The sequence below is a fragment of the Janthinobacterium sp. NKUCC08_JDC genome (assembly GCF_019345575.1).
Taxonomy (GTDB): Bacteria; Pseudomonadota; Gammaproteobacteria; order Burkholderiales; family Burkholderiaceae_D; genus Janthinobacterium; species Janthinobacterium aestuarii.
Map to the genome: position 1 here is coordinate 1,123,209 of NZ_JAHKQW010000001.1, position 19,995 is coordinate 1,143,203.

22 protein-coding genes are annotated in these 19,995 nt (G+C 63.5%); 4 read left to right on the forward strand and 18 right to left on the reverse strand.

The genetic code is table 11. The features are described from left to right. The 7 genes from KO538_RS05180 to flgB all read right to left on the reverse strand — a co-directional run bounded on the left by KO538_RS05180 (position 1) and on the right by flgB (position 5,576). Positions 1-651 (reverse strand): flagellar basal body L-ring protein FlgH, encoded by a 651-nt coding sequence (locus KO538_RS05180; protein ID WP_034754066.1) that lies wholly within the window; start codon positions 649-651, stop codon positions 1-3. A gap of 50 nt (positions 652-701) precedes the next feature. Continuing rightward, a complete protein-coding gene (gene flgG / locus KO538_RS05185) occupies positions 702-1,484 on the reverse strand; it encodes a flagellar basal-body rod protein FlgG (protein ID WP_034754070.1) in 783 nt (260 codons plus the stop codon). Positions 1,485-1,556: 72 nt separating this feature from the next. Continuing rightward, a complete protein-coding gene (locus KO538_RS05190; RefSeq protein WP_034754073.1) occupies positions 1,557-2,300 on the reverse strand; it encodes a flagellar basal body rod protein FlgF in 744 nt (247 codons plus the stop codon). A gap of 99 nt (positions 2,301-2,399) precedes the next feature. Beyond that, complete coding sequence (locus KO538_RS05195) at positions 2,400-3,947, reverse strand: flagellar hook protein FlgE (RefSeq protein ID WP_034754076.1); 1,548 nt, start codon at positions 3,945-3,947, stop codon at positions 2,400-2,402. 58 nt (positions 3,948-4,005) lie between these two features. Then, on the reverse strand, positions 4,006-4,704 hold the full coding sequence (locus KO538_RS05200; protein ID WP_070303621.1) for a flagellar hook assembly protein FlgD: 699 nt from the start codon (positions 4,702-4,704) through the stop codon (positions 4,006-4,008). A gap of 15 nt (positions 4,705-4,719) precedes the next feature. Next, complete coding sequence (gene flgC, locus KO538_RS05205) at positions 4,720-5,121, reverse strand: flagellar basal body rod protein FlgC (RefSeq protein ID WP_034754081.1); 402 nt, start codon at positions 5,119-5,121, stop codon at positions 4,720-4,722. Positions 5,122-5,123: 2 nt separating this feature from the next. Continuing rightward, the gene (gene flgB / locus KO538_RS05210; RefSeq protein WP_034754084.1) at positions 5,124-5,576 is read right to left on the reverse strand and encodes a flagellar basal body rod protein FlgB; all 453 of its coding nucleotides are present in this window, start codon (positions 5,574-5,576) and stop codon (positions 5,124-5,126) included. Positions 5,577-5,767: 191 nt separating this feature from the next. Between flgB and flgA the strand changes: the two genes are divergently transcribed. From flgA to KO538_RS05230, 4 genes are all read left to right on the forward strand, one after another. Further along, on the forward strand, positions 5,768-6,463 hold the full coding sequence (gene flgA / locus KO538_RS05215; RefSeq protein WP_034754087.1) for a flagellar basal body P-ring formation chaperone FlgA: 696 nt from the start codon (positions 5,768-5,770) through the stop codon (positions 6,461-6,463). A gap of 111 nt (positions 6,464-6,574) precedes the next feature. Further along, a complete protein-coding gene (flgM, locus tag KO538_RS05220; protein ID WP_034787161.1) occupies positions 6,575-6,883 on the forward strand; it encodes a flagellar biosynthesis anti-sigma factor FlgM in 309 nt (102 codons plus the stop codon). Between the two features lie 8 nt (positions 6,884-6,891). Further along, on the forward strand, positions 6,892-7,359 hold the full coding sequence (locus KO538_RS05225) for a flagella synthesis protein FlgN (RefSeq protein WP_219327630.1): 468 nt from the start codon (positions 6,892-6,894) through the stop codon (positions 7,357-7,359). Between the two features lie 399 nt (positions 7,360-7,758). Beyond that, positions 7,759-8,322, forward strand: coding sequence for an FxDxF family PEP-CTERM protein (locus KO538_RS05230; protein WP_072455392.1), 564 nt, complete (start codon positions 7,759-7,761; stop codon positions 8,320-8,322). Between the two features lie 118 nt (positions 8,323-8,440). Here the strand turns inward: KO538_RS05230 and KO538_RS05235 are convergent, their stop codons facing one another. From KO538_RS05235 to KO538_RS05285, 11 genes are all read right to left on the reverse strand, one after another. After that, complete coding sequence (locus KO538_RS05235; protein ID WP_219327631.1) at positions 8,441-9,298, reverse strand: hypothetical protein; 858 nt, start codon at positions 9,296-9,298, stop codon at positions 8,441-8,443. 82 nt (positions 9,299-9,380) lie between these two features. Beyond that, complete coding sequence (locus KO538_RS05240; RefSeq protein WP_219327632.1) at positions 9,381-9,743, reverse strand: translation initiation factor Sui1; 363 nt, start codon at positions 9,741-9,743, stop codon at positions 9,381-9,383. Positions 9,744-9,807: 64 nt separating this feature from the next. Beyond that, positions 9,808-10,602, reverse strand: coding sequence for a flagellar motor protein MotD (gene motD, locus KO538_RS05245; RefSeq protein WP_072455728.1), 795 nt, complete (start codon positions 10,600-10,602; stop codon positions 9,808-9,810). Positions 10,603-10,607: 5 nt separating this feature from the next. Further along, positions 10,608-11,354 (reverse strand): flagellar motor protein, encoded by a 747-nt coding sequence (locus tag KO538_RS05250; protein ID WP_034754098.1) that lies wholly within the window; start codon positions 11,352-11,354, stop codon positions 10,608-10,610. Further along, positions 11,336-12,067, reverse strand: a complete 732-nt coding sequence (locus KO538_RS05255) for an RNA polymerase sigma factor FliA (protein WP_010400804.1) — start codon at positions 12,065-12,067, stop codon at positions 11,336-11,338. The genes KO538_RS05250 and KO538_RS05255 overlap by 19 nt, the downstream gene beginning before the upstream one ends. 45 nt (positions 12,068-12,112) lie before the next feature. Next, positions 12,113-12,976: an antiactivator of flagellar biosynthesis FleN protein gene (locus KO538_RS05260; protein WP_219327633.1), complete on the reverse strand. Its 864-nt coding sequence runs from the start codon at positions 12,974-12,976 to the stop codon at positions 12,113-12,115. Next, positions 12,969-14,297 (reverse strand): flagellar biosynthesis protein FlhF, encoded by a 1,329-nt coding sequence (gene flhF / locus KO538_RS05265; RefSeq protein ID WP_219327634.1) that lies wholly within the window; start codon positions 14,295-14,297, stop codon positions 12,969-12,971. Before flhF ends, KO538_RS05260 begins: the two co-directional genes overlap by 8 nt. A gap of 267 nt (positions 14,298-14,564) precedes the next feature. Beyond that, a complete protein-coding gene (gene flhA, locus KO538_RS05270; protein ID WP_070303618.1) occupies positions 14,565-16,661 on the reverse strand; it encodes a flagellar biosynthesis protein FlhA in 2,097 nt (698 codons plus the stop codon). Continuing rightward, a complete protein-coding gene (gene flhB / locus KO538_RS05275; RefSeq protein ID WP_034754106.1) occupies positions 16,658-17,851 on the reverse strand; it encodes a flagellar biosynthesis protein FlhB in 1,194 nt (397 codons plus the stop codon). Before flhB ends, flhA begins: the two co-directional genes overlap by 4 nt. A 139-nt stretch (positions 17,852-17,990) precedes the next feature. After that, positions 17,991-18,989, reverse strand: a complete 999-nt coding sequence (locus tag KO538_RS05280) for a fumarylacetoacetate hydrolase family protein (RefSeq protein ID WP_034754108.1) — start codon at positions 18,987-18,989, stop codon at positions 17,991-17,993. A gap of 88 nt (positions 18,990-19,077) precedes the next feature. Then, complete coding sequence (locus tag KO538_RS05285) at positions 19,078-19,788, reverse strand: pseudouridine synthase (RefSeq protein WP_034754110.1); 711 nt, start codon at positions 19,786-19,788, stop codon at positions 19,078-19,080. Positions 19,789-19,995 lie beyond the last annotated feature (207 nt).

A 19,995-nucleotide genomic window follows, 5' to 3' on the forward strand; every position in this document is an offset into this window, starting at 1 on the left:
TCAGAACGGCAGCAGGCTGAGGAAGAAGCGCGACGCCATCGACGCCATTTCAGCGCGGTCGATCTGGCTGTTGGTGCGGTATTCGACGCGCGCGTCGGCCACCTGGGTCGACGGCACGACGTTGCCCGTGCCGATGGTGTCCGGATTGACCATGCCCGAGAAGCGGATGAATTCCGTGCCTTTGTTCATGGCGATCTGTTTTTCGCCAGCGACGATCAGGTTGCCGTTCGGCAGCACTTCAATCACCGTCACGCCGATCACGCCGGAAAACGTGTTGCTGGCGGACTGGTTGTCGCCATCGGCAAATTTCGTCGCGCCACTCGCCGAGACGGTGCCGCCCAGGCGGCCCTGCAGCATGCCCGGCGTGCTGAAGCCCACGCTGCCCGACTTGTTGCCGGAACTGGCGCCCGCCTTGACGGCATTCGTGCGCTCGGTGATGGCGATCGTCATGGTGTCGCCCACGTGGCGCGCGCGGCGGTCTTCGAAGGCGGGGCGGTAGGTCGACGGCTGGTAGATGGAGCCATTGTTGGCGACCACGGGTTCCGGCATCGGCGCGCGCGTGGTGGTCGGATATTGCACGATGGACGTAGGCGTGATGGCGCAGCCGGACAGCAGGACTGCGGACAACAGGGCGATGATGGGGTATTGCATGGCGAACCTCCGCTGCCATCCGGCGGCGGATGGCATGACGACTATGAAAATTAAAGTTGCGACAATTTCTGCAGCATTTGATCGGATGTGGTGATGGCCTTGCTGTTGATCTCGTAGGCGCGCTGCGTCTGGATCATGTTGACCATTTCCTCGGCCACGTTGACGTTCGACGTCTCGATATAGCCCTGCATCAGCACGCCGGCACCGTTGGTGCCCGGGGTGTTGGTTTGCGCCACGCCCGAGGCGCCCGTTTCCATGTACAGGTTTTCGCCCTTCGATTCCAGACCGGCCGGGTTGACGAAGGTGGTCAGCTGCAGCGAGCCGATCTGCGATGGCGCCACGGTGTCGGGCAAGGTGACGGACACGGTGCCGTCGCGCGCCACGGTCAGGCTCAGCGCATTGGTCGGCACGGTGATGGCGGGCTGGATGACGAAACCTTCGGAGGTGACCAGCTGGCCGTTGGCGTCCGTCTGGAACGAGCCGTCGCGCGTGTAGGCGGTGGCGCCGTCCGGCATCAGCACCTGGAAGAAACCCGTGCCGTTGACCATCACGTCGCGCGAATTGCCCGATGCCTGGGGATTGCCCTGCGTATGGATGCGTTCGGTGGCCACGGTGCGTACGCCCGTGCCGATCTGCAAGCCCGATGGCAGCTGGGTTTGCTGCGACGATTGCGCGCCCGGCTGGCGCACATTTTGATACAGCAAGTCTTCAAACACGGCGCGCGACTTCTTGAAGCCCGTGGTGCTGACGTTGGCCAGGTTATTGGCGATCACGTCCATCTGCGTCTGCTGCGCTTCCAGGCCGGTTTTGGCAATCCAAAGGGAACGAATCATGATTTTTCTCCAATAACAGCGCTAGTCAGCTCTGTAGACTATTTCTATGTGACCATTATGCGGTGGGCCCCATCAATTCAAAGCGAGGATCTGGGTGGCTTTCGCCGCGTTATTCTCGGCATTCTTCAACAAGCTCATTTGCGTTTCGAACTGGCGCGCCAGGGCGATCATGCTGACCATGGAGTCGACGGGGCTGACATTGCTGCCCTCGAGCGCACCGGTGGTCAGCTTGACGGCCTGGTCGGCCTGCGCCACCGTGCCATCCTTGAGGCGGAACAGGCCGTCGTCGCCGCGCACCAGTTGCTGCTCGGGCGGGTTGACCAGCTTGATGCGTCCCAGCACCGTCGACGGGCCTGGCGGCACGTCCGTGGAAATCGTGCCCACCGTGCCGTCGCTGGCGATGGCCACCGTCACGCCGGGCGGAATGGCCATGGGGCCCGTATCGCCCTGCACCATCAGGCCCGACTGCGTTTGCAGCATGCCGTTTTCATTGAGCTTCAAGGCGCCGTTGCGCGTGTAGGCTTCGGAACCGTCGGCCGACTGCACCGCGATCCAGCCGCTGTTTTCCACGGCCACGTCGAGCGCGCGGCCCGTGTGCTGCATCGGCCCTTGCGTGAAATCGGAACCGACCGTCGAATCGACGACAAAGGCGCGCGTCGGCATCATGCCGTCGGCCACCACGGGCACGGCGCGGAACGAGTCGAGCTGGGCACGGAAACCCGTGCTGGTGGCGTTCGCCAGATTGTTCGCCGTGGTCGCCTGCTTGTCGAGGATATGCTTGGCGCCCGAGCCGGCGGTGTAGATGAGACGGTCCATGTGTTTCTCCGTGCAAAACGAAAGCTGGGGTCAGACCCGGCGGGGGAATGCGCCGCAATGCGGCACATTCCGGTCACGAAGTGACTGACTCCCTGATTATTAACGCAGGTTAACCAAAGTCTGCAGGACCGAATCCTGCGTCTTGATGGTTTGCGCATTCGCCTGGTAGGCGCGCTGGGCCGTGATCATGTTGACCAGTTCCGCCGTCAAGTCCACGTTCGACACTTCCACGGCCGAGGCGCGCAAGTCGCCCAGGTTGCCCGAGCTCGGCTCGCCAGTCATCGGGCTGCCCGAGGTCGAACTTTCCGCCCACGCATTGTTACCCAGCGGTTCGAGGCCATTCGGATTGGAAAAGTTGGTCAGCACCACCTGGCCCAGGTCGCGCGTCTTGCCATTGTTGTACTGGCCCTGGATCACGCCATCGGAACCCACGACGAAACGGCTCAGCTGGCCGGCAGCGTAGCCATCGGCCACGGTGCGCTTTTCGCTGGTGGACGAGCTGAGCTGGGTGGAATTGGTGAAGTCGACCTTGATCGCCAGGTTCGCGTTCGCGCCCGTGGCGGGGAAGACAGGCAGGTTTACCGTTACCGGCAAGGTTTGCGGCGGCGTCAGGCCCAGCATGGCGGCCTTGTCCAGGCTGCCGACGCTGTTGAACACCAGCGAAGCCGACTTCACGGCGGGCACTTCCGTCACCGAGGAAATATTGGTGTCGATCTGGTCTGGCGTCAGGCTGGAATTGACGCCATTGGGCACGGCGCTGCCAAAGGTGGCGCTGATGGCGGCCAGCTGGGCGGGGCTGGCGCCGGCCGCGGCGGCGGCGGTGCGCACGGCGGCGCCGGCCGCATTGCCGTAGGCAACGGCGGCGGCCGTGATATTGGCCGGTACCAGCGGCACGGCCGTGACGGCGGCCTGGTAGGCGGCGCGCGCAGCCAGCGAGGCGGCATCGGTCTGCGCCGCGGACGCTACTTTCGCGCTGGTGATTTCCTTGCCGTCAGTGGCCGTGTAGACATCCCACGTATTGGTGCCCGTCTTGACGTAGAAATTGGACATGGTGTGCGCATTGCCCAGTGAATCGAAGACGGGCACGGGGAATTGCTTGGTCCACGATTTTTGCTCGCCCACGCTGAACGGCACCACGGTCGGCATGGCCGAGTTGGAATCGAGGTTGACCTGGGTATCGACCTTGGTGGTCGCCTGCGGTGCCATGTCGGACGGGTCGATCTGCAGCGGCACGGTGGCGCCGGCCAGGATCTTGCCGTTCGCATCGGCCGGATAGCCGGTCAGCTGGGCTTTCTGCGCATTGATGATGAAGCCGCTCTTGTCGACCTGGAACTGGCCGTTGCGCGAATATTGGATGGCGCCGTTCACGCTGGTGCGGAAGAAACCGCCGCCATTGATGGCGATGTCGAGCGGATTGGACGAGCTCTCCAGGTTACCCTGGTTGAACAGCTGCGCCACTTGCGACACGGACACGCCAATGCCGGGCTGGTTGCCGCCCACGCCATACAGCGAGTTGGCATAGATGTCGGCGAACTGCGCCTGCGATTGCTTGAAACCCACGGTGGCCGAGTTGGCGATATTGTTACCGATGACGTCCAGCGATTTGGCGGCGCCATTCAAGCCGCTCAGGCCTTGTTGGAAAGACATTGTGTTCTCCTGGTAGAAATTAGGGGTAGAGGGTCTACGCTACAAATGAGCGGCTTGCTTACAAAATCTGTTTCACGTCGGCCATGGTGATGCTGCCCACGCCCGGCACGTTCAATTTCACGCCGCCCGCGCCCGTCGACACGCTGGCGACCGAGCCGAACATCAGCGCCGCCGCATCGGTCAGCTTGGCGCCGCCGCGCGTGGCTTCCACCGAAAACGTGTAGGCGCCGTCAGGCAGCACGATGTTCTTGCCATCCTTGTCGAGCTCGGCCGTAGAACCGTTCCAGCCCAGCGGCAAGGTACCCGCGTCCTGCGGCCCCAGGTCGATGGAATGGACTTCCTTGCCCGTGCTGTTGTAGATGATGACCTTGACCTTGTCGGCCGGCGTCGCCAGGTCCACGCCCAGCAGGGCCGCGCTCTTGGTTAAGGTGATGTTCTTGCCTGCCGTCAACACGCCATGGCCGATGATATTGGCCGCCTGCATGGATTCGGCTTGCTGGTAGCTGGTCTTGAGCGTTTCCAGGGTGGTATTGAGCTTGTTGACGCCCGTCACCGTGGACAGCTGGGCGAGCTGGCTCGTCAGCTGTGCATTGTCCAGCGGGTTCATCGGATCCTGGTTTTGCAGCTGGGTCACCAGCAGGGTCAGGAATTTGTTCGTTTCTTCCTCGACGCTGCCTTTCGCGGCCGTGTTCTTCTTCGGATTCATCGTCGCCATCAGGTCGGTGACGGTGGCGGTGCTGGTATCGATGGTTGCCATAATGATCAGTCAGCCTTATTGGCCGATGGTGAGGGTTTTCAGGAGCAGCGACTTGGCCGCGTTCATGGTTTCCACGTTGGTCTGGTACGAGCGCGAAGCCGACAGCATGTTGACCATCTCGTCGACCGTATTCACGTTGGGCATGGTGACGTAGCCCTTCTCGTCGGCCAGCGGGTTCTTCGGGTCGTAGACCAGCTTCATCGGCGACGGGTCTTCGATCACCTTCTGCACCTTGACGGCCGTGGCACCGTTGGCCATGGGCACGGCTTCGAACACCACCTGCTTGGCGCGGTAGGCTTCGCCCGTGGCGCTGGTGGCGCTGTCGGCATTGGCCAGGTTGCTGGCCACCGTGTTCAGGCGCTGCGCCTGGGCGCTCATGGCTGAACCGGAAACATTGAAGATATTAAATAGCGACATGATTATTGTCCTCCCTGGATAGCCGTCAGCATGCCCTTGATCTGCGAGTTGAGGAACGTCACGGCCGCCTCGTAGCGGATGGCGTTGTCGGCAAACGCATTGCGCTCGAGGTCCATGTCGACCGTATTGCCATCGACGGCGCCCTGGGCAGGCGCGCGGTACAGCAGCGGCGTGCCGTCGGCCAGGGTCTCGACCTTGCCGCCGCCGGCCGCGCCCGCTGCGGCAGCCACGCCCTTGCCCGGCATGTGCTGCGGCGCCGTGCCCTTCAACGCTGGCGGCACGCCGTCCTTGCGCGCCATCGCGCCCTTCAGGGCGGCGGCGAAATCGACATCGCGCGCCTTGTAGTTGGGCGTGTCGGCATTGGCGATATTCGAGGCGAGCAATTCCTGGCGCGTCGAGCGCAGGCTCAGCGCCGTCTCGTTGAAGCGCATGTAATCGTCGAGTTTCCCTATCATGTCAGGCTCCGGAAAGATCTGCCACTGGCGCCCGAGATGGCGGAAGGATGGCGGTATAGTGATGACAGGAAACATAGTACGGTGCGCACCAGCAAGACCATCGCCGGATCAGACCGTACTTTTACCCCTTAATCGGCGCTTCGAACGGGGCCTCGCCCACTATCATGGCTGTATTCCAGAGGCCTATCACCATGAAAACACCGCTTGCTTTCCTCTTCGCTCTTGCCGCCCTGCCACTGCTGGCCCAGGCGCAAAACGCCGGCCGGCAAACGCCGGAAGCGCTGCGCAACAGCGTGGAACAATTCCTGCAAGTGCAAAGCAATGGCTTGCCGGGCAAGGTGACCATCACCGTCGGCGCCGTCGATCCGCGCCTGAACCTGGCCGCCTGCCCCGCGCCGCAAGCGTTCATGGCACCGGGCGCGCGCGCCTGGGGCAAGACCACCGTCGGCGTACGCTGCACGGCGCCCTCCAGCTGGACTATCTATTTGCAGGCGAACGTGGCCGTCGTGGGCGACTACGTGGCCAGCGCCGTGCCGCTGGCGCAAGGACAAGCCATCGACGCCAGCCAGCTGGTGACGATGCAGGGCGACCTGGCCGCATTGCCGGCAGGTATAGCCACAGACATGGCCCAGGTAGTAGGAGCGAGCACGAATATTTCCTTGCCACCAGGCACGCCGATGCGCCTCGACACCCTGCGCCGCAAGCCGGTGGTGATGCAGGGCCAGCTGGTACGTGTCGTTTCCAGTGGCAACGGTTTCCAGGTGGCATCAGAAGGACGCGCCATCGGCAGCGCAGGCGATGGCCAGACGGTGCAGGTGCGCACGCAGAGCGGGCAGCAGATCAGCGGCGTGGCGCGCGCGGGCGGCTTGGTGGAGGTCGCCTTTTAAACCCGGATGGACAGCGATATTGTGGTCTGGCGCACTAAAGTTTCGGAAGAAGGTGCCGATAATGACACATATCCCGGAGTTTTTTGACTTCGACCAGACGAGGATCACGCTGTGAAAATTACCGATAACACCATTAAAAGCAATCCCGGCCTGCCGGTGGCGCCCGCGAGTACCTCCGGCGCCCGGAATGCCGAGAAAGCCCAGGCAACACCGACGACGTCGGACAATGTACGCCTGTCGCCACAAGGACAGGCATTAGCGGCCAGTGCAACTGCCGGCAGCGGCGCCGTGTTCGACACGAAAAAAGTCGAACGCATCAAGCTGGCGATCGCCGACGGCCAGTTCCAGGTCAACTCTGAAAAAGTGGCGGACGGTCTCCTCGACACAGTCAAGGACTTGCTGCACTCACGAAATAGATAGGTTCCCTCATGCAATCAGTGACTCCGTTTTCCAGCCTGCGCGACGAGCAACAGCTCATGACCACATTGCTGGCATTGATGAAAGAAGAACAGCGGCATCTGGTTGCCGCTGACATCGATGCAATCACGGAGCTCACGGTGCGCAAGACGGCACTCGTAGGACAATTGAGCCAATTGGCGGCGCAACGCCACCAGGCGCTGGCGGCAGCAGGTTTTACCGCCGCCGAAGTGGGCATGGAAGACTGGCTGGTCAGCGCCAGCGAAGCCGAGGCGGCGCCCCTGTGGAAAGCCCTGCTCGAGACGACGCGCGAAGCGAAGGAACAGAACCGGCTGAACAGCCTGCTGGTCAACAAACACATGCTGCACACGCAAGGCGCCCTGAACGCCATGCGCCCCACGGCCCAAAGCGGCAATTTCTACGGCCCCAGTGGCCAACCGATGTCGAACCCGGCCAGCCGGCGCGTCGTCATCGGCTAAGCGTCTTCCCGTTTCACCCCAGCAATAAGCCCTTGCTGCACACCTGACGCCGTCTCGAACAACGGCACCCTTCCGAAGGCCATCGAGAACATCATCGCCGTGTCGCCCCTCCAGGGAGACTGCGGCGGTGCCAGCGCGTCCGCATTTCCGCCACAACGCCGCACGCAGAAACAACACAACCTCTTTTCGACGCCGCACGTTTGAGCATGCTCAAACTTGAGACAGGTGATGACTATATGCTAATCCCTGGCGTACGCCGTACATCTCCAGGTGGGACTTTCCTCGCCGACACGAACTTCGTTCCCGCAGGCATAGCTGATCCATTTCACGCCCCAGCCTGCGCTTTTGCGCTGCGCCACGACGCACACCACCTCAATCGCAAGTACACAGGAGCATGATATGAACTCTCTCTCAGTAAGCAAGGCTGGCGCGGCGCTGCTGCTCGGCTGCACCCTGCTGGCGCCGGTCGCGCAGGCCGAAACGCAAGCCGTGTTCTATAACCACCTCGTATCGACCGCCGTGGTGGCCACGCCGCTGCTGGCGCAAGACACCTTGTTCGTCGACACCTTCACGACGGAGCGCGGCTCGCTGCTGCAAACGACCACGTTTACGGTCGGCGCCGGCGTGCAGTCGTTCACGGGCAACGCGGCCTGGCTGGTCACGGGCGCCAACGACTTTGGTCCCCGCCTGACTGGCGTCAACATTGACCTGTTCGACTCCAGCAATAACCTGGTGCAATCGGATACCTTCACCGGCGTGCTGGGCGCGTTTGCCCATTCGACCTTCGACGGCCTGCTGGGACCTGGCACCTACACCCTGGTGGCAAGCGGCATCGGCGTGCGTGATTCCGTGCTGGACATTTCCATCACCACGGCCGTACCGGAACCGGAAACCTATGGCATGCTGCTGGCGGGACTGGGCCTGATCGGGTATAGCATACGGCGCCGCAAGATGGCTGCCTGATCGGCATCGGGGCGCCTGCAAGCACTGCCGTAGCTGGCAGACACGGGGCAGGCGCGGCGGTTCCACGCACGGGCTGGCCTCTGCACGGGCCAGCCCAGGCAGGGGCTGGCCTACGCACTCAACCGTGCGCGGGCCGGCCCGTATGCTGGCGGAATTTCGCGGCGATGCCATTCGCCTTGGTGAGGGCGGCGGCCTGCTGTTCCGGCGTCAGCTCGTTTTGCAGCCAATGCCAGTATTCATCCTGGTAAGGGTTTGGCGTGCCTGGCGTGAGGATGTCGTTGTAGACCATGCGCAGGGCCAGCAGGTAGCAATACGCTTGCGGCGCGTCCTTCTGCACCACGTCACCATCGCGCAGATAGGCCATCATCAGGGTCGACACGCTGGTCAGTTCCGCCGCGTCCGCCTGTGCCGTCAGCTGGGCGATCGCTTGCCGCTTCCAGGCCTGCACCAGCGGATCGTCTGGACGGTTGCGCAGCGCGCTGCGGTCGCCGAACGGGCCTTCCGACAGGAACAGGGTGGCCGCACCTGGCACGCCGCCTTGCGCGGCAGTGGCCAGGTAGCCAAGGCGATCCTCGCGCTGGCGCTGCGTCATGCCCGCGCACAACTGCTGCTGGGCTGCTTTTTCTTCCGCCGTCATCTCGCGTCCCAGCTCGAATTCCATCCCCGGCAAGCGGCTTTCGCGCTGGAAAACGATGCAGTCGTCGATCAGGTTATAGGCCGCATACGCGTCTTCCGGCTTGCCGCTGGAGGCCAGGCGCTCGAGCCGCTGCGCCAGGGACACGACAACTGGCGCGGCATCGGCGGCCGGGGTGGCATCGATATTCAAATACGATGCCAGGCTGCGCCCCGGCGGCCCGCTGGCGGCAGCAGTGGCGGAAGTGTCCGGTGCGCCGCCATCGGGCGCGGGCCAGTACACGACCGCCAGCACTGCCGCGATGGCAGCGGCGATGGCGATACCGGTCAGTTTGTTATTCATATGAGGTGGCGCATAAAAGGAAATGCACGTTACCACAGGCGCATGGCAGCGGGCCGCACGCCTCCGCACGCACGCGCCCCGGCTAGCCGCCCGCCTTTTTCGGCTGGTGGCCCAGCCTGGTCAGCGCGGCAAGGATGGAGTCGACATGGTCGCCCTGCACTTCGATCACGCCATCCTTGACCGTGCCGCCCGAGCCGCACTGCGTGCGCAGCTGCTTGCCCAGCAGGGCCAGCGCGATGGCGTCCAGCGGCAAGCCCTTGACCACGGTGACGCTCTTGCCGCCGCGGCCCTTGGTCTGGCGCGACACGCGCACCACGCCGTCGCCCGCCGGCGCCGCCTTGGCTTGCGCCTTGCACGCACATTGCGCCAGCGGCTGGCGGCAGGCCGGACACATGCGGCCCGTTTCAGTGGAATAGACGAGACCGCCCAAGGAGCTGCTTTTCATGATGGAGAAATAAAAAGAAAGAAGGCCGCGATTGTACCAAGCGGCGGCCAGCAGTTGACGACCGTCAGTTGGCCGGAGCAGGTGCCGGTGCCGGCGCCACGGGCGCCGTCGGCACTTCCGTCACCGTTTCCGGGATGCCCGAGAGGATCGTCACGGCGACCCGGCGGTTGCGCGCGCGCCCTTCCGCCGTTTCATTGGGCGCCACGGGGATATTGTCGGCGTGACCGACGGCCGTCAGGCGCGACGCCTTGACGCCGCTGGCAATGAACAGGCGCACCACGGCGCTGGCGCGCGCGGCCGACAATTCCCAGTTCGAGGCAAAGTTGGAATTGCTGATCGGCTGCACGTCCGTATGCCCTTCCACCTGCACGTCGTGCGTATCGTCCTTGAGCAGCACGGCGACGGCGCGCAGGGCCTGGTCCGACTCAGCCGTCAGGCGCGCCGCGCCCGGGTCGAACAGCACGCTGGCATTGATTTCCACGCTCACGCCGCGGCTCGTCTGCGTGACCCGCACCTTGCCTTCCTTGACCAGCGGCGCCAAGGTCGACGTCAAGTCCTGCGCCAGGCGCGTCATGTGTTCACGCTCGCGGCGGATGGCTTCCGTGCGGCGTTTCAGGGCGGGATTCGGCAGCGGGATCGCTTGCGGCGCTTCCATGATGATGGGCGGCGCGCCCTTTTCCAGGCTGAAGGCCTGGCCGATGGCGTTCTGGAAGACGCGGTACTTGCCTTCGTTGACTTGCGAAATGGCGTACATGACAACGAAGAAAGCGAACAGCAGGGTGATGAAGTCGGCGTACGAGATCAGCCAGCGGTCCTGGTTGTCCGGTTCCTCGTCATACTTCCTGCGCGCGCGCCGCATCATGGTCAGTGCTCGTGCAGCAGGCTGGACACGCGCTCTTCGATGATGCGCGTATGGTCGCCCGTGGCGATGTCGTACAGTACGGCGGCCGTGATTTCATACTGCAGCACGCGGCGCGAAACGATGGCCTTGAGTTTATTCGCCACCGGCAGGAACAGCAGGTTGGCCAGGCCGACGCCGTAGATGGTCGAGACAAACGCCACCGCGATGCCGCTGCCTAATTTACTTGGGTCGGTGAGGTTTTCCATCACGTGGATCAGGCCCAGCACGGCGCCCAGAATACCGATGGTGGGCGAATAGCCGGCCGCCGACTCCCATACCTTGACGGCCTGGCGCTCGGCCATTTCGTAGGCGGAGATTTCCACGTCGAGCAGCTGGCGCAGCTTGTCCGGCGCGATGCCGTCGACAATCATCCGCAAGCCCTTGGCGTTGAAGCGGTCGGCCGTGTTTTCCATCAGGCGCTCGAGCGCCAGCGGGCCATCGCGGCGCGCCGTCAAGCTCCATTGCCCGATATCGCGCGCCAGCGCGGCACGCGTATCGGCTGGCGGCAGGAAGACCCAGCGCAGCATTTCCAGGCCGCGCACGAAAGTGCGCAGCCGCGTTTGCAGCAGCACGGCGCCGAAAGTGCCGATGACCACGATGGCAAAGGCGGCCGGCTGCAGCAGGGAGGCCATCTTGCCGCCTTCCAGTGCCTGGCCGACCAACAGGCCCGCCAGCGCCAGCGCCAGCCCGATTACGCTGGACCAGTCCACGCCTGCTCCCTCAAGGTTGCGCGCAGGCGCGCGACGGCCTGGGTATGCAGCTGCGAGACGCGCGATTCGGATACGCCCATCACCGCGCCGATCTCCTTCAGGTTCAGCTCTTCTTCGTAATACAGGCCCATGAGTATTTTCTCGCGTGGTGGCAGCGCGTCGATGGCATCGATCACGGATTGCCGGAAATCGGTATCGAGTAGGGAACGCAAGGGGTCGCTGTCCTCGTCCACGCAATGGCGGTCGAGAAAGCTGTCATTGCCGTCCGGGTCATGAAAGTCTTCGTAGTACACGAGCTGGTGGCCGCCGCCGTCGCCCAGCATTTCCTGGTAGTCGGCCAGCGACATCTTGAGCAGTTTCGCCACTTCCGACTCTGTCGGCGGATGGCCGAGGCGCTGCTGCAAGGTGCTCATCGCCTCTTCGATCTTGCGCATGTTCTGGCGCATGCTGCGCGGCAGCCAGTCGCTGGTGCGCAATTCGTCGAGCATGGCGCCGCGGATGCGCAGCACGGCATACGTCTCGAACTGCGCGCCATGCGTCTCTTCATACCGGCTGATGGCATCGAGCAGGCCGATCATGCCGGCTTGGATCAGGTCATCGACCTCGACCGAAGGCGGCAATTTCGCCTTCATATGGTGCGCCAGACGCTTCACCAGCGGAATGTGCTCCGTCAGCAAATAGTCCTTGTTCGATTTCCCTTTGACCGTGTACATAGGCTGCTTATTGTTTTCTCATCTTATCTGGTGCTACGGTTGGCTTCAGGCGCTGAACTGGTGCGGACTCCCCGTCTGGTACAAGGTGCCGCCCAGCACGGGCGCCGCCGAACGGGCCAGGCGCTCGGCCAGTCCGCGAAACGCCACCGAGGCGCCCGCCAGCGGAAACGCATCGACCACGCTGCGGCCCAGGCGCGCCGCGCGGTGCAGATACTCATCGGCAGGCACCGAACCCATCGACGTCAGCTTCACGGCCAGGTAACGGCTCGCCGCCTGTGCCATATTATCGTATACCACTTTTGCTTCGGATTCGGAAGCGCCGGTGACGAGAATACCGAACGGACGGCGTCCCAGTTCCTGGCTCAGGCGCTTGATCAGGCAGTACGCCGCCTTGATCGAGGTGGCGCTGGTGGAGACTTGCACGACGATATCGGACGATGCCATCAAGGGCACGGGGAAGCAGGCGCCCTCTTCTGCCACGACGCCGTCGACCAGCACGATGCCGCTCCGGCGCGCCAGCACGTCGAAAGTCTTGCCCAGGCGGCGCAGCTCCTCCTCGCCCGCATAGTCCATGCTGTCCATCAGGTGGTTGCGCGCGCCCAGGCTGGCCACGCCAAAACCTTGCGGCACCTGGTGGATGACCTGGTTCAAGCCACACTGCTGGCGCGCCACGTCGCGCAGGCTGGCGCCGTGCGCCAGTCCCAGGCGCGCGGCCACGCCATCGCTGCCGCCGCTGGCGTCGAGCAGCAGCACGTCATTGCCGCCGTAGACGAGCGAAGCACCCAGGTTGACCAGCATGGCGCCCTTGTCGTCCTGCGGCGTGGCCGAGAGGAACGTCATGACGCGCGGCTGCGGGCCGGCCAGCATGCGGCGCAAGCCTTCGGCCTGGTCGAAATCGAAATTAGCCAAGGTGCACCCCGCGCGCTTCATTGTTGCGGGCGGCCGCCTGCGCCATCAGGAGCGGCAGTTCGGCATCGGAAAACTGCGTGGCCGCCGAGTCGCGCTTGAGCTTGAAGGCACGGTCGATCAGGTAGCCACGGTCGGCCAGGTACAGGTCTTCCGGCACGCGCTGGCCGTTCGACACATAGAACAGGTTCAGCTTCTGGCGGATCACCACGTCGAGCACGTTGCCGATCGACGCCGCTTCATCGAGCTTGGTCATGATGCAGCCGGCCAGGCCGCTGCCCTGATAGGCGCGCACCACTTCGTTGAGGGTTTCCTGGGTCGCCGTGGAGTTCAGGCACAGCAGGCGTTTCACGTCGGCGCCGGCGCCCGACAGCATGGCCACCTGTTCCGTCACCATCTGGTCGCGCTGGCTCACGCCCACCGTATCGATCAGCACCGTGTGCTTGTTCTTCAATTCTTTCAAGGCGATGCGCAAATCCGCTTCATCTTTCACGGAATGCACCATCACGCCGAGGATCTTGCCATAGATGCGCAGTTGCTCATGCGCGCCGATACGATAGGCGTCCGTGGTGATCAGGGCCAGCTTTTCCGGGCCGTGGCGCATCACGCAGCGGGCCGCCAGCTTGGCCGTGCTGGTGGTCTTGCCGACACCGGTCGGGCCCACCAGGGCAAATACGCCGCCCTGCTCCAGCATGGCGTCTTCATTGGCCACCGTGTTCAGGTTGCGGCTGAGGACGGTCTTGATCCAGCGCATGCTTTGCGCACCGTCGAGGCCGGCGGGCAGCTTGTCGATCAGGTAGCGCGCCAGGCTGGCGGAAAAGCCGGCGGCCAGCATTTCGCGCAGCACGACGGCTTTTTGCGGCTCGCGCTGCTGCGTCGAACCCCACGAGATTTCCGCCAGCTGGGTTTCCATCATGCCGCGCATGGCGCGGATTTCATTCATCATGCCGCTCATCTCGGCGGCGGCGTTCTCTTTGACGTGCGCCAGCGCGCTGGCCATCATCTGCTGCATGCGGGCCATGTCCACTGGCTCGGAGGCAGCCTGGCGCGGTGCGGCAGGACGGGGCGCAGCCGGGCGCTGGGCCGGGGCGGCCGGACGCTGCGGCGTGGCGAACTGGGTCTGCAACTGGGGACGGGGCTGGGCCATTTCGGACGCGGCCGGCGGCGAAGCGAGCGAAGCGGCATCGTCATTGGCCAGCGCGAGGATCTCCACCACGCCATCGGCCTGGCGGTTCGACAGGATCACGGCATCGGGTCCCAGCGCTTCGCGCACCTTGCGCAGCGCATCGCGCGACGAGGTGCCCGTAAATTTCTTCACATTCATGACCGGCCTCCCAAGGCGGGGGTGGCGCAATATTGGCTGAACTGTGTGACCATCATCGACTCCTGTTGCTTGAGTGCTGTCTTCCACATGGACACAGATCACTCGGACAGTTTCCATTATTAGCGATGCTTGCAGGAAACGATCGAAGGAACAGGACGGGAAAGTACCCGTTATTCAGTTTGCCAGGAGGAAATTTCGGTTTTTTTTGACCCAAACGAAGGCTGGGGTCAGACCCGGCGGGTCTGACCCCGGCATTAACTCTGTCAACTACTGCGCACCCACCAGCGCCGTGACGCGGATCGTCTTGGTTTCCGGCACTTCCGCATGCGACAGCACTTTGAGTTGCGGCAAGGCGCGGCGCAGGAAGCGCGACAGCAGGGCGCGCAGCGGCGCCGGCACCAGCAGCACCGGCGTCAGGCCCAGCGCTTCCTGCTGCTGGGCAGCCAGGCCCGCCTGGTGGGCGATGGTGTCGGCCAGGCCCGGCTCGATGCCGGCGCCGTCGCCGCCATTGCCCATCGCCTGCATCAGCAGGCGTTCCAGGCGGCTGTCGAGCGTCATCACGGACAGCTCGGCCGCACCGGGGAACAGTTGCTGCACGATGGCGCGGCCCAGGGACACGCGCACCAGCGCCGTCAGCTCGTTCGGGTCTTGCGTGCTGACCGTGTACTCGGCCAGGGTTTCGATGATGGTGCGCATGTCGCGGATGTGCACGCCCTCGGCCAGCAGGTTCTGCAGCACTTTTTGCAGAGCCGACAGCGACAGCATCTTCGGCACCAGGTCTTCCACCAGGCGCGGCGCATCCTTGCCCAGGTGGTCGAGCAGCGACTGCACTTCCGCGCGGCCCAGCAGCTCGGACGCATGCGAGGTGATCAAATGGTTCAAGTGCGTGGCCACCACGGTGCCCGCATCGACGACCGTGTAGCCCATCGATTGGGCCTGGTCGCGCAGGCTGGCGTCGATCCACGTGGCGGGCAAACCGAACGCGGGGTCGCTCGTGGCCAGGCCCGGCAAGGTGCCGCTGGCCATGCCGGGGTTAATCGCCAGGAACTGGCCGTTGAACGCTTCGCCCACGCCCACTTCCACGCCTTTCAAGGTGATGCGGTAGGCGGACGGCTTCAATTCCAGGTTGTCGCGGATATGCACGGGCGGCGCCAGGAAGCCCACTTCCTGGGCGAATTTCTTGCGGATGCCCTTGATACGCTTGAGCAATTCGCCGCCCTGCGTCTTGTCGACCAGGGGAATCAAGCGGTAGCCCACTTCCAGGCCCAGGGTATCGACGGGCATGATGTCTTGCCAGCTCGCTTCTTCCTGCTCGGGCGCCACGGTCGCTTGCGGCGCTTCGGCCGGCTTCTCGGCCGCTTCTTTTTCCTGCGTGCGCTTCTTGCTGATCAAATAGGCGGAGCCGGCCAGCAGCGAGGCCAGCAGGATGAAGACCATGTTCGGCATGCCGGGGATCAAGCCCATGCCGCCGATGATGCCGGCGGTAATATACAGCACTTGCGGTTTCGCAAACAGCTGGCCCACCAGCTGGGTGCCGATGTCCTGTTCGCTGGCCACGCGCGAGACGACGATACCGGCCGCCGTGGAAATGATCAGCGAAGGAATCTGCGCCACGAGGCCGTCACCGATGGCCAGCAAGGTGTAGTTCTTGAGTGCGTCGGCAAAGCCCATGTCATGCTGCAGCAAGCCCACCAGCAAGCCGCCGACGATATTGATGACGGTCACCATGATGCCGGCGATGGCGTCGCCACGCACGTATTTGCTGGCACCGTCCATGGCGCCATAGAACTCCGCTTCCTGCGCCACTTCCGTGCGGCGACGGCGCGCTTCGTCTTCGCCGATCAGGCCGGCGTTCAGGTCGGCATCGATGGCCATCTGTTTACCAGGCATGGCGTCCAGCGCGAAGCGGGCGCCCACCTCGGCGATACGGCCCGCACCCTTGGTCACGACGGTAAAGTTAATGATCGTCAAAATAATGAAGACCACGATACCGACCGTGAAGTTGCCGCCGATCAGGAAGTGACCGAACGCTTCAATCACTTTACCGGCCGCGTCGGCACCCGTATGGCCTTCCGTCAGCACCACGCGCGTGGAGGCCACGTTCAGCGACAGGCGCAGCATGGTCGACACGAGCAAAATGGTCGGGAACGCCATGAAGTCGAGCGGCTTGACCGTGTACAGCGCCGTCAGCAGCACGATGATGGACAGCGCGATATTGAAGCTGAAGAAGATGTCGAGGATGAAGGCGGGCAGCGGCAGCACCATCATCGCCAGCAGCATGATGATGATGATCGGCGCGGCGAGGCCCTTGCTGGCGTTGCCTTTCAATCCGCTGAGCCAGGCTGGCATGGTCAGGCCGTTCATGGTGTGCTTCCTTTATTCTTGTCTGCCGCGTCTGCCGCGGGTTTGGTCTGCGATGCGGGGTCGAGCGGGTCGAGCTCGGGCGGGACATCGAGTTTTTTCGGCTTGTCGGGGCGCTCGCCGTGGCCGCTGCCGTAGCTGCGCAGCTGGAACACGTAGGCCAGCACTTCGGCCACGGCACCATACAGCGCCTCGGGAATCTCGTCGCCGATGTCCGTGTGCTTGTACAGCGCGCGCGCCAGGGCCGGCGCTTCGAGGATGGCGACCTTGTGTTCGCCGGCCAGTTCGCGGATCTTCGCCGCCACTTCGTCGATGCCCTTGGCCACCACCTGCGGTGCGCCGCGCGAATTCTCGCCATACTTCAAGGCCACGGCGTAGTGCGTAGGATTGGTTACCACCACGTCGGCCGTCGGCACGTCGGCCATCATGCGGCGGCGCGACATTTCATGCTGCATCTGGCGTATCTTCGCCTTGATCTGCGGATTGCCGTCCGACTCCTTCGACTCTTGCTTGACTTCCTGCAAGGTCATTTTCATCTTGTTAGCGTAGTGCCACATCTGGTACGGACCGTCGATGGCGGCGATCAGGCCCAGGGCGCCGACGATCAGCAAAAAGGCCGTGATCAGCAGGCTGATCAGATGGGCCGAACCGGCGCGCAGGGATTCCACCGACAGGCCCAGCACGGCGTCCTTTTGATGCTGCATCACCATCCAGGCGACGACGCCAACGACGAGGGTCTTGGCAATGGCCTTGAGCAGCTCCACCAGCGCATTCTTTGAAAACATATTGCCCAGGCCACGAATCGGGTTGAGCTTGCCAAAATTGGGAGTAAACGCCTTGGAGCTGAACAGCCAGCCGCCCACCAGCACGGGCGAGGCCAGGGCGACAAGCATGATGGCTGCGGCGTACGGCAAACAGGTCAGCAAGACCGAGCCCACGTCATAGCCGATGCGCAACATCATCGCGTCGGGATTGAGTATCTGCTCCCGGTCCAGCGTCAGCCCGGAAACCATGACAGCTGTCAGCCGCCGCACGATGGCGTCGCCGGCAAACCACAGGCAGCAGCCGGACGCCATCAACACCGTAAACGTGGCCACTTCACGCGATCGCGGAACGTCGCCTTCCTCACGCGCCTGCTCGAGGCGCTTCGGTGACGCGGCTTCGGTCTTTTCTGCGTCGCTGTCTTCCGACATCAATCAACTCCGGTGAAGTCCTGCAGCCTGGCTAGGCGCAATACGGACTGGGCATGGAGCATTATCGAGTCAAGTACCTTGTTGCCATCGGAGGAACAGGGGGGCAAATCCCCTGCATTTCCTTTGCTCTTCAGAAACCTTAGCGGGACTTCCTGGCTTCCGCCTGCTTCACGGTCTGTTCGATCGCGCCAAACAGGGACTTGCCGTCGTCACCCAGCATTTCCAGGCGAACAACATCACCAAACAGCAGATACGGCGTGCTGGCGACACCATCGGCGATCATCTCCTGGTTACGTCGCTCAACGATACTGGAAAATCCCTTCTTGACTTCCTTGTTGGCGACGCCGCCCGCACTGACCACGCTGCCGGCGCGCGCATTGCGCGTCTGGCACAGATGGGCCAGCAATTGCGGGTAATTGAACGCCATGTCGGCACCCGCGTGGGGCTGGCCCGTCAACTTGCCGTTCAGGCTGCAGCGCAGGGCGTAATGCACCTTGCCGCCGCGCCAGGCGTCACCCAGTTCGTCGGGCGTGATGGCGACAGGCGAGCAAGCCATGGCCGGTTTCGCCTGCAGGAAGCCGTAGCCGCTGGCTTGCTCGTCAGGCGCCAAGTTGCGCAAGGTGATGTCGTTGACCAGCATCAACAGCTTGATGCTCAGGTGCGCCTGATCCGGCGTCGAGCCCATAGCCACGTCGTCCGTGATGGCGGCGATGCCTGCCTCGTAATCGATGCCCCACTGCTCGTGCGCCAGGGTGATGGCATCGTGGGCGCCGAGGAAATCGTCGCTGGCGCCCTGGTACATCCTTGGCGCATCGCGCAGATTGGCGGGTGCCTCAATTCCCGCCGCCTTGCAGGCGCGCTCGATCTGCTGCAGGTAGGACGCGCCCGCCACGCGCAGGCTGCTGCGCGGCAAGGGCGCCATGCAGTTGGCCGGGTCGAACTCGAAGGCGCGATGGCCGCGGCCGCTATTGATGGTCTGGTACAGCAAGTCGAGCTGGGGCGCGATGAAGCTCCAGTCGTCGAGCGCCTTTTGCAGGGTCGAGGCGATGCCATCGGCCAGGTGGGCCGTTTTCAGGTCGCGCGAGACGACAGCGAGCTGGCCATCGCGCGTGCCATCGTTCAGGGTAGCTAATTTCATGTGCGGGAAATTTCGTCAAATGCAGGCAATAGGGGGCTAAAGACGCCAAAAAGCCGGGACATCCCCGGCTTTGACGGTCTGGAGGGATTTACGCCAGCAGCGCGATCTGCTCGGGAGTCAGGTAACACCACTCGCCTTCGGCGATGCCCAGCGATTCCAGGGTCAGGCTGCCGATGGCGGAACGGTGCAGCGCGCTGCAATGGTTGCCGGCGGCGGCCAGCATGCGCTTGACCTGGTGGTACTTGCCTTGCTCGAGCACGATTTCCAGCTGGTGTTCGCCGCGCTTGACGCAGACGAGGGCCGCCAGCGGAGCTGGCTCGTCGTGCAATTGCACGCCGGCCAGCAACAGGGCCACCAGTTCATCGGTCACGGGCTCTTGCGTGGTGGCCTGGTAAATCTTGGGAACGTGGCGCTTCGGCGACGATTGTGCATGGATAAACGGCCCATCGTCGGACATCAGCAGCATGCCGGTCGTATCGTGGTCGAGCCGGCCGACGGGCTGGACTTCGCGCCAGGTGAACTGCTCCGGCAGCAGGGTCAGCACGCCAGGATGATGGCTGGGCTTGCGCGAGCATTCGAAGTTGGCGGGCTTGTTCAGCGCCAGGTACAGGTGCGCGCGGTAGACCCACTCTTCTTCGAACACGTGCAGCACCAGGCCTTCGGTCTCGACGGTGGTGCGGTAATTGGTCTGGGTGACGCCATCGATGACGACATCGCCATCTTCGATGAGGGAACGGCAATATTTACGGGTGCCAAAACCCTGCGATTGCAGGATGCGGTCTAGGGATAATTTACTCATGGGCGTGACTTTACCAGAAGCGGCTGGCAGCGTGAAGCGGCCGCGCGCGCGGCCTGCGCCAGGCCGCCGAGGGCGCACCAGCCTTGCGCATGCACAGATGAGCTGAAGTACAAGGTGAGATTTCGATATAAATGGCCAATTCCTTTGAGCAATATCAAGCGCTCGGAATATCGCATTGATAGACTGAAACTTCGTTAGGAATCCGCC

Excerpts from the sequence above, each read along its gene's own strand:
- KO538_RS05180 (WP_034754066.1), bottom strand. The coding sequence starts at position 651 with ATGCAATACCCCATCATCGCCCTGTTGTCCGCAGTCCTGCTGTCCGGC.
- flgG (WP_034754070.1), bottom strand. The coding sequence starts at position 1,484 with ATGATTCGTTCCCTTTGGATTGCCAAAACCGGCCTGGAAGCGCAGCAG.
- KO538_RS05190 (WP_034754073.1), bottom strand. The coding sequence starts at position 2,300 with ATGGACCGTCTCATCTACACCGCCGGCTCGGGCGCCAAGCATATCCTC.
- KO538_RS05195 (WP_034754076.1), bottom strand. The coding sequence starts at position 3,947 with ATGTCTTTCCAACAAGGCCTGAGCGGCTTGAATGGCGCCGCCAAATCG.
- KO538_RS05200 (WP_070303621.1), bottom strand. The coding sequence starts at position 4,704 with ATGGCAACCATCGATACCAGCACCGCCACCGTCACCGACCTGATGGCG.
- flgC (WP_034754081.1), bottom strand. The coding sequence starts at position 5,121 with ATGTCGCTATTTAATATCTTCAATGTTTCCGGTTCAGCCATGAGCGCC.
- flgB (WP_034754084.1), bottom strand. The coding sequence starts at position 5,576 with ATGATAGGGAAACTCGACGATTACATGCGCTTCAACGAGACGGCGCTG.
- flgA (WP_034754087.1), top strand. The coding sequence starts at position 5,768 with ATGAAAACACCGCTTGCTTTCCTCTTCGCTCTTGCCGCCCTGCCACTG.
- KO538_RS05225 (WP_219327630.1), top strand. The coding sequence starts at position 6,892 with ATGCAATCAGTGACTCCGTTTTCCAGCCTGCGCGACGAGCAACAGCTC.
- KO538_RS05230 (WP_072455392.1), top strand. The coding sequence starts at position 7,759 with ATGAACTCTCTCTCAGTAAGCAAGGCTGGCGCGGCGCTGCTGCTCGGC.
- KO538_RS05235 (WP_219327631.1), bottom strand. The coding sequence starts at position 9,298 with ATGAATAACAAACTGACCGGTATCGCCATCGCCGCTGCCATCGCGGCA.
- KO538_RS05240 (WP_219327632.1), bottom strand. The coding sequence starts at position 9,743 with ATGAAAAGCAGCTCCTTGGGCGGTCTCGTCTATTCCACTGAAACGGGC.
- motD (WP_072455728.1), bottom strand. The coding sequence starts at position 10,602 with ATGCGGCGCGCGCGCAGGAAGTATGACGAGGAACCGGACAACCAGGAC.
- KO538_RS05255 (WP_010400804.1), bottom strand. The coding sequence starts at position 12,067 with ATGTACACGGTCAAAGGGAAATCGAACAAGGACTATTTGCTGACGGAG.
- flhF (WP_219327634.1), bottom strand. The coding sequence starts at position 14,297 with ATGAATGTGAAGAAATTTACGGGCACCTCGTCGCGCGATGCGCTGCGC.
- flhA (WP_070303618.1), bottom strand. The coding sequence starts at position 16,661 with ATGAACGGCCTGACCATGCCAGCCTGGCTCAGCGGATTGAAAGGCAAC.
- flhB (WP_034754106.1), bottom strand. The coding sequence starts at position 17,851 with ATGTCGGAAGACAGCGACGCAGAAAAGACCGAAGCCGCGTCACCGAAG.
- KO538_RS05280 (WP_034754108.1), bottom strand. The coding sequence starts at position 18,989 with ATGAAATTAGCTACCCTGAACGATGGCACGCGCGATGGCCAGCTCGCT.
- KO538_RS05285 (WP_034754110.1), bottom strand. The coding sequence starts at position 19,788 with ATGAGTAAATTATCCCTAGACCGCATCCTGCAATCGCAGGGTTTTGGC.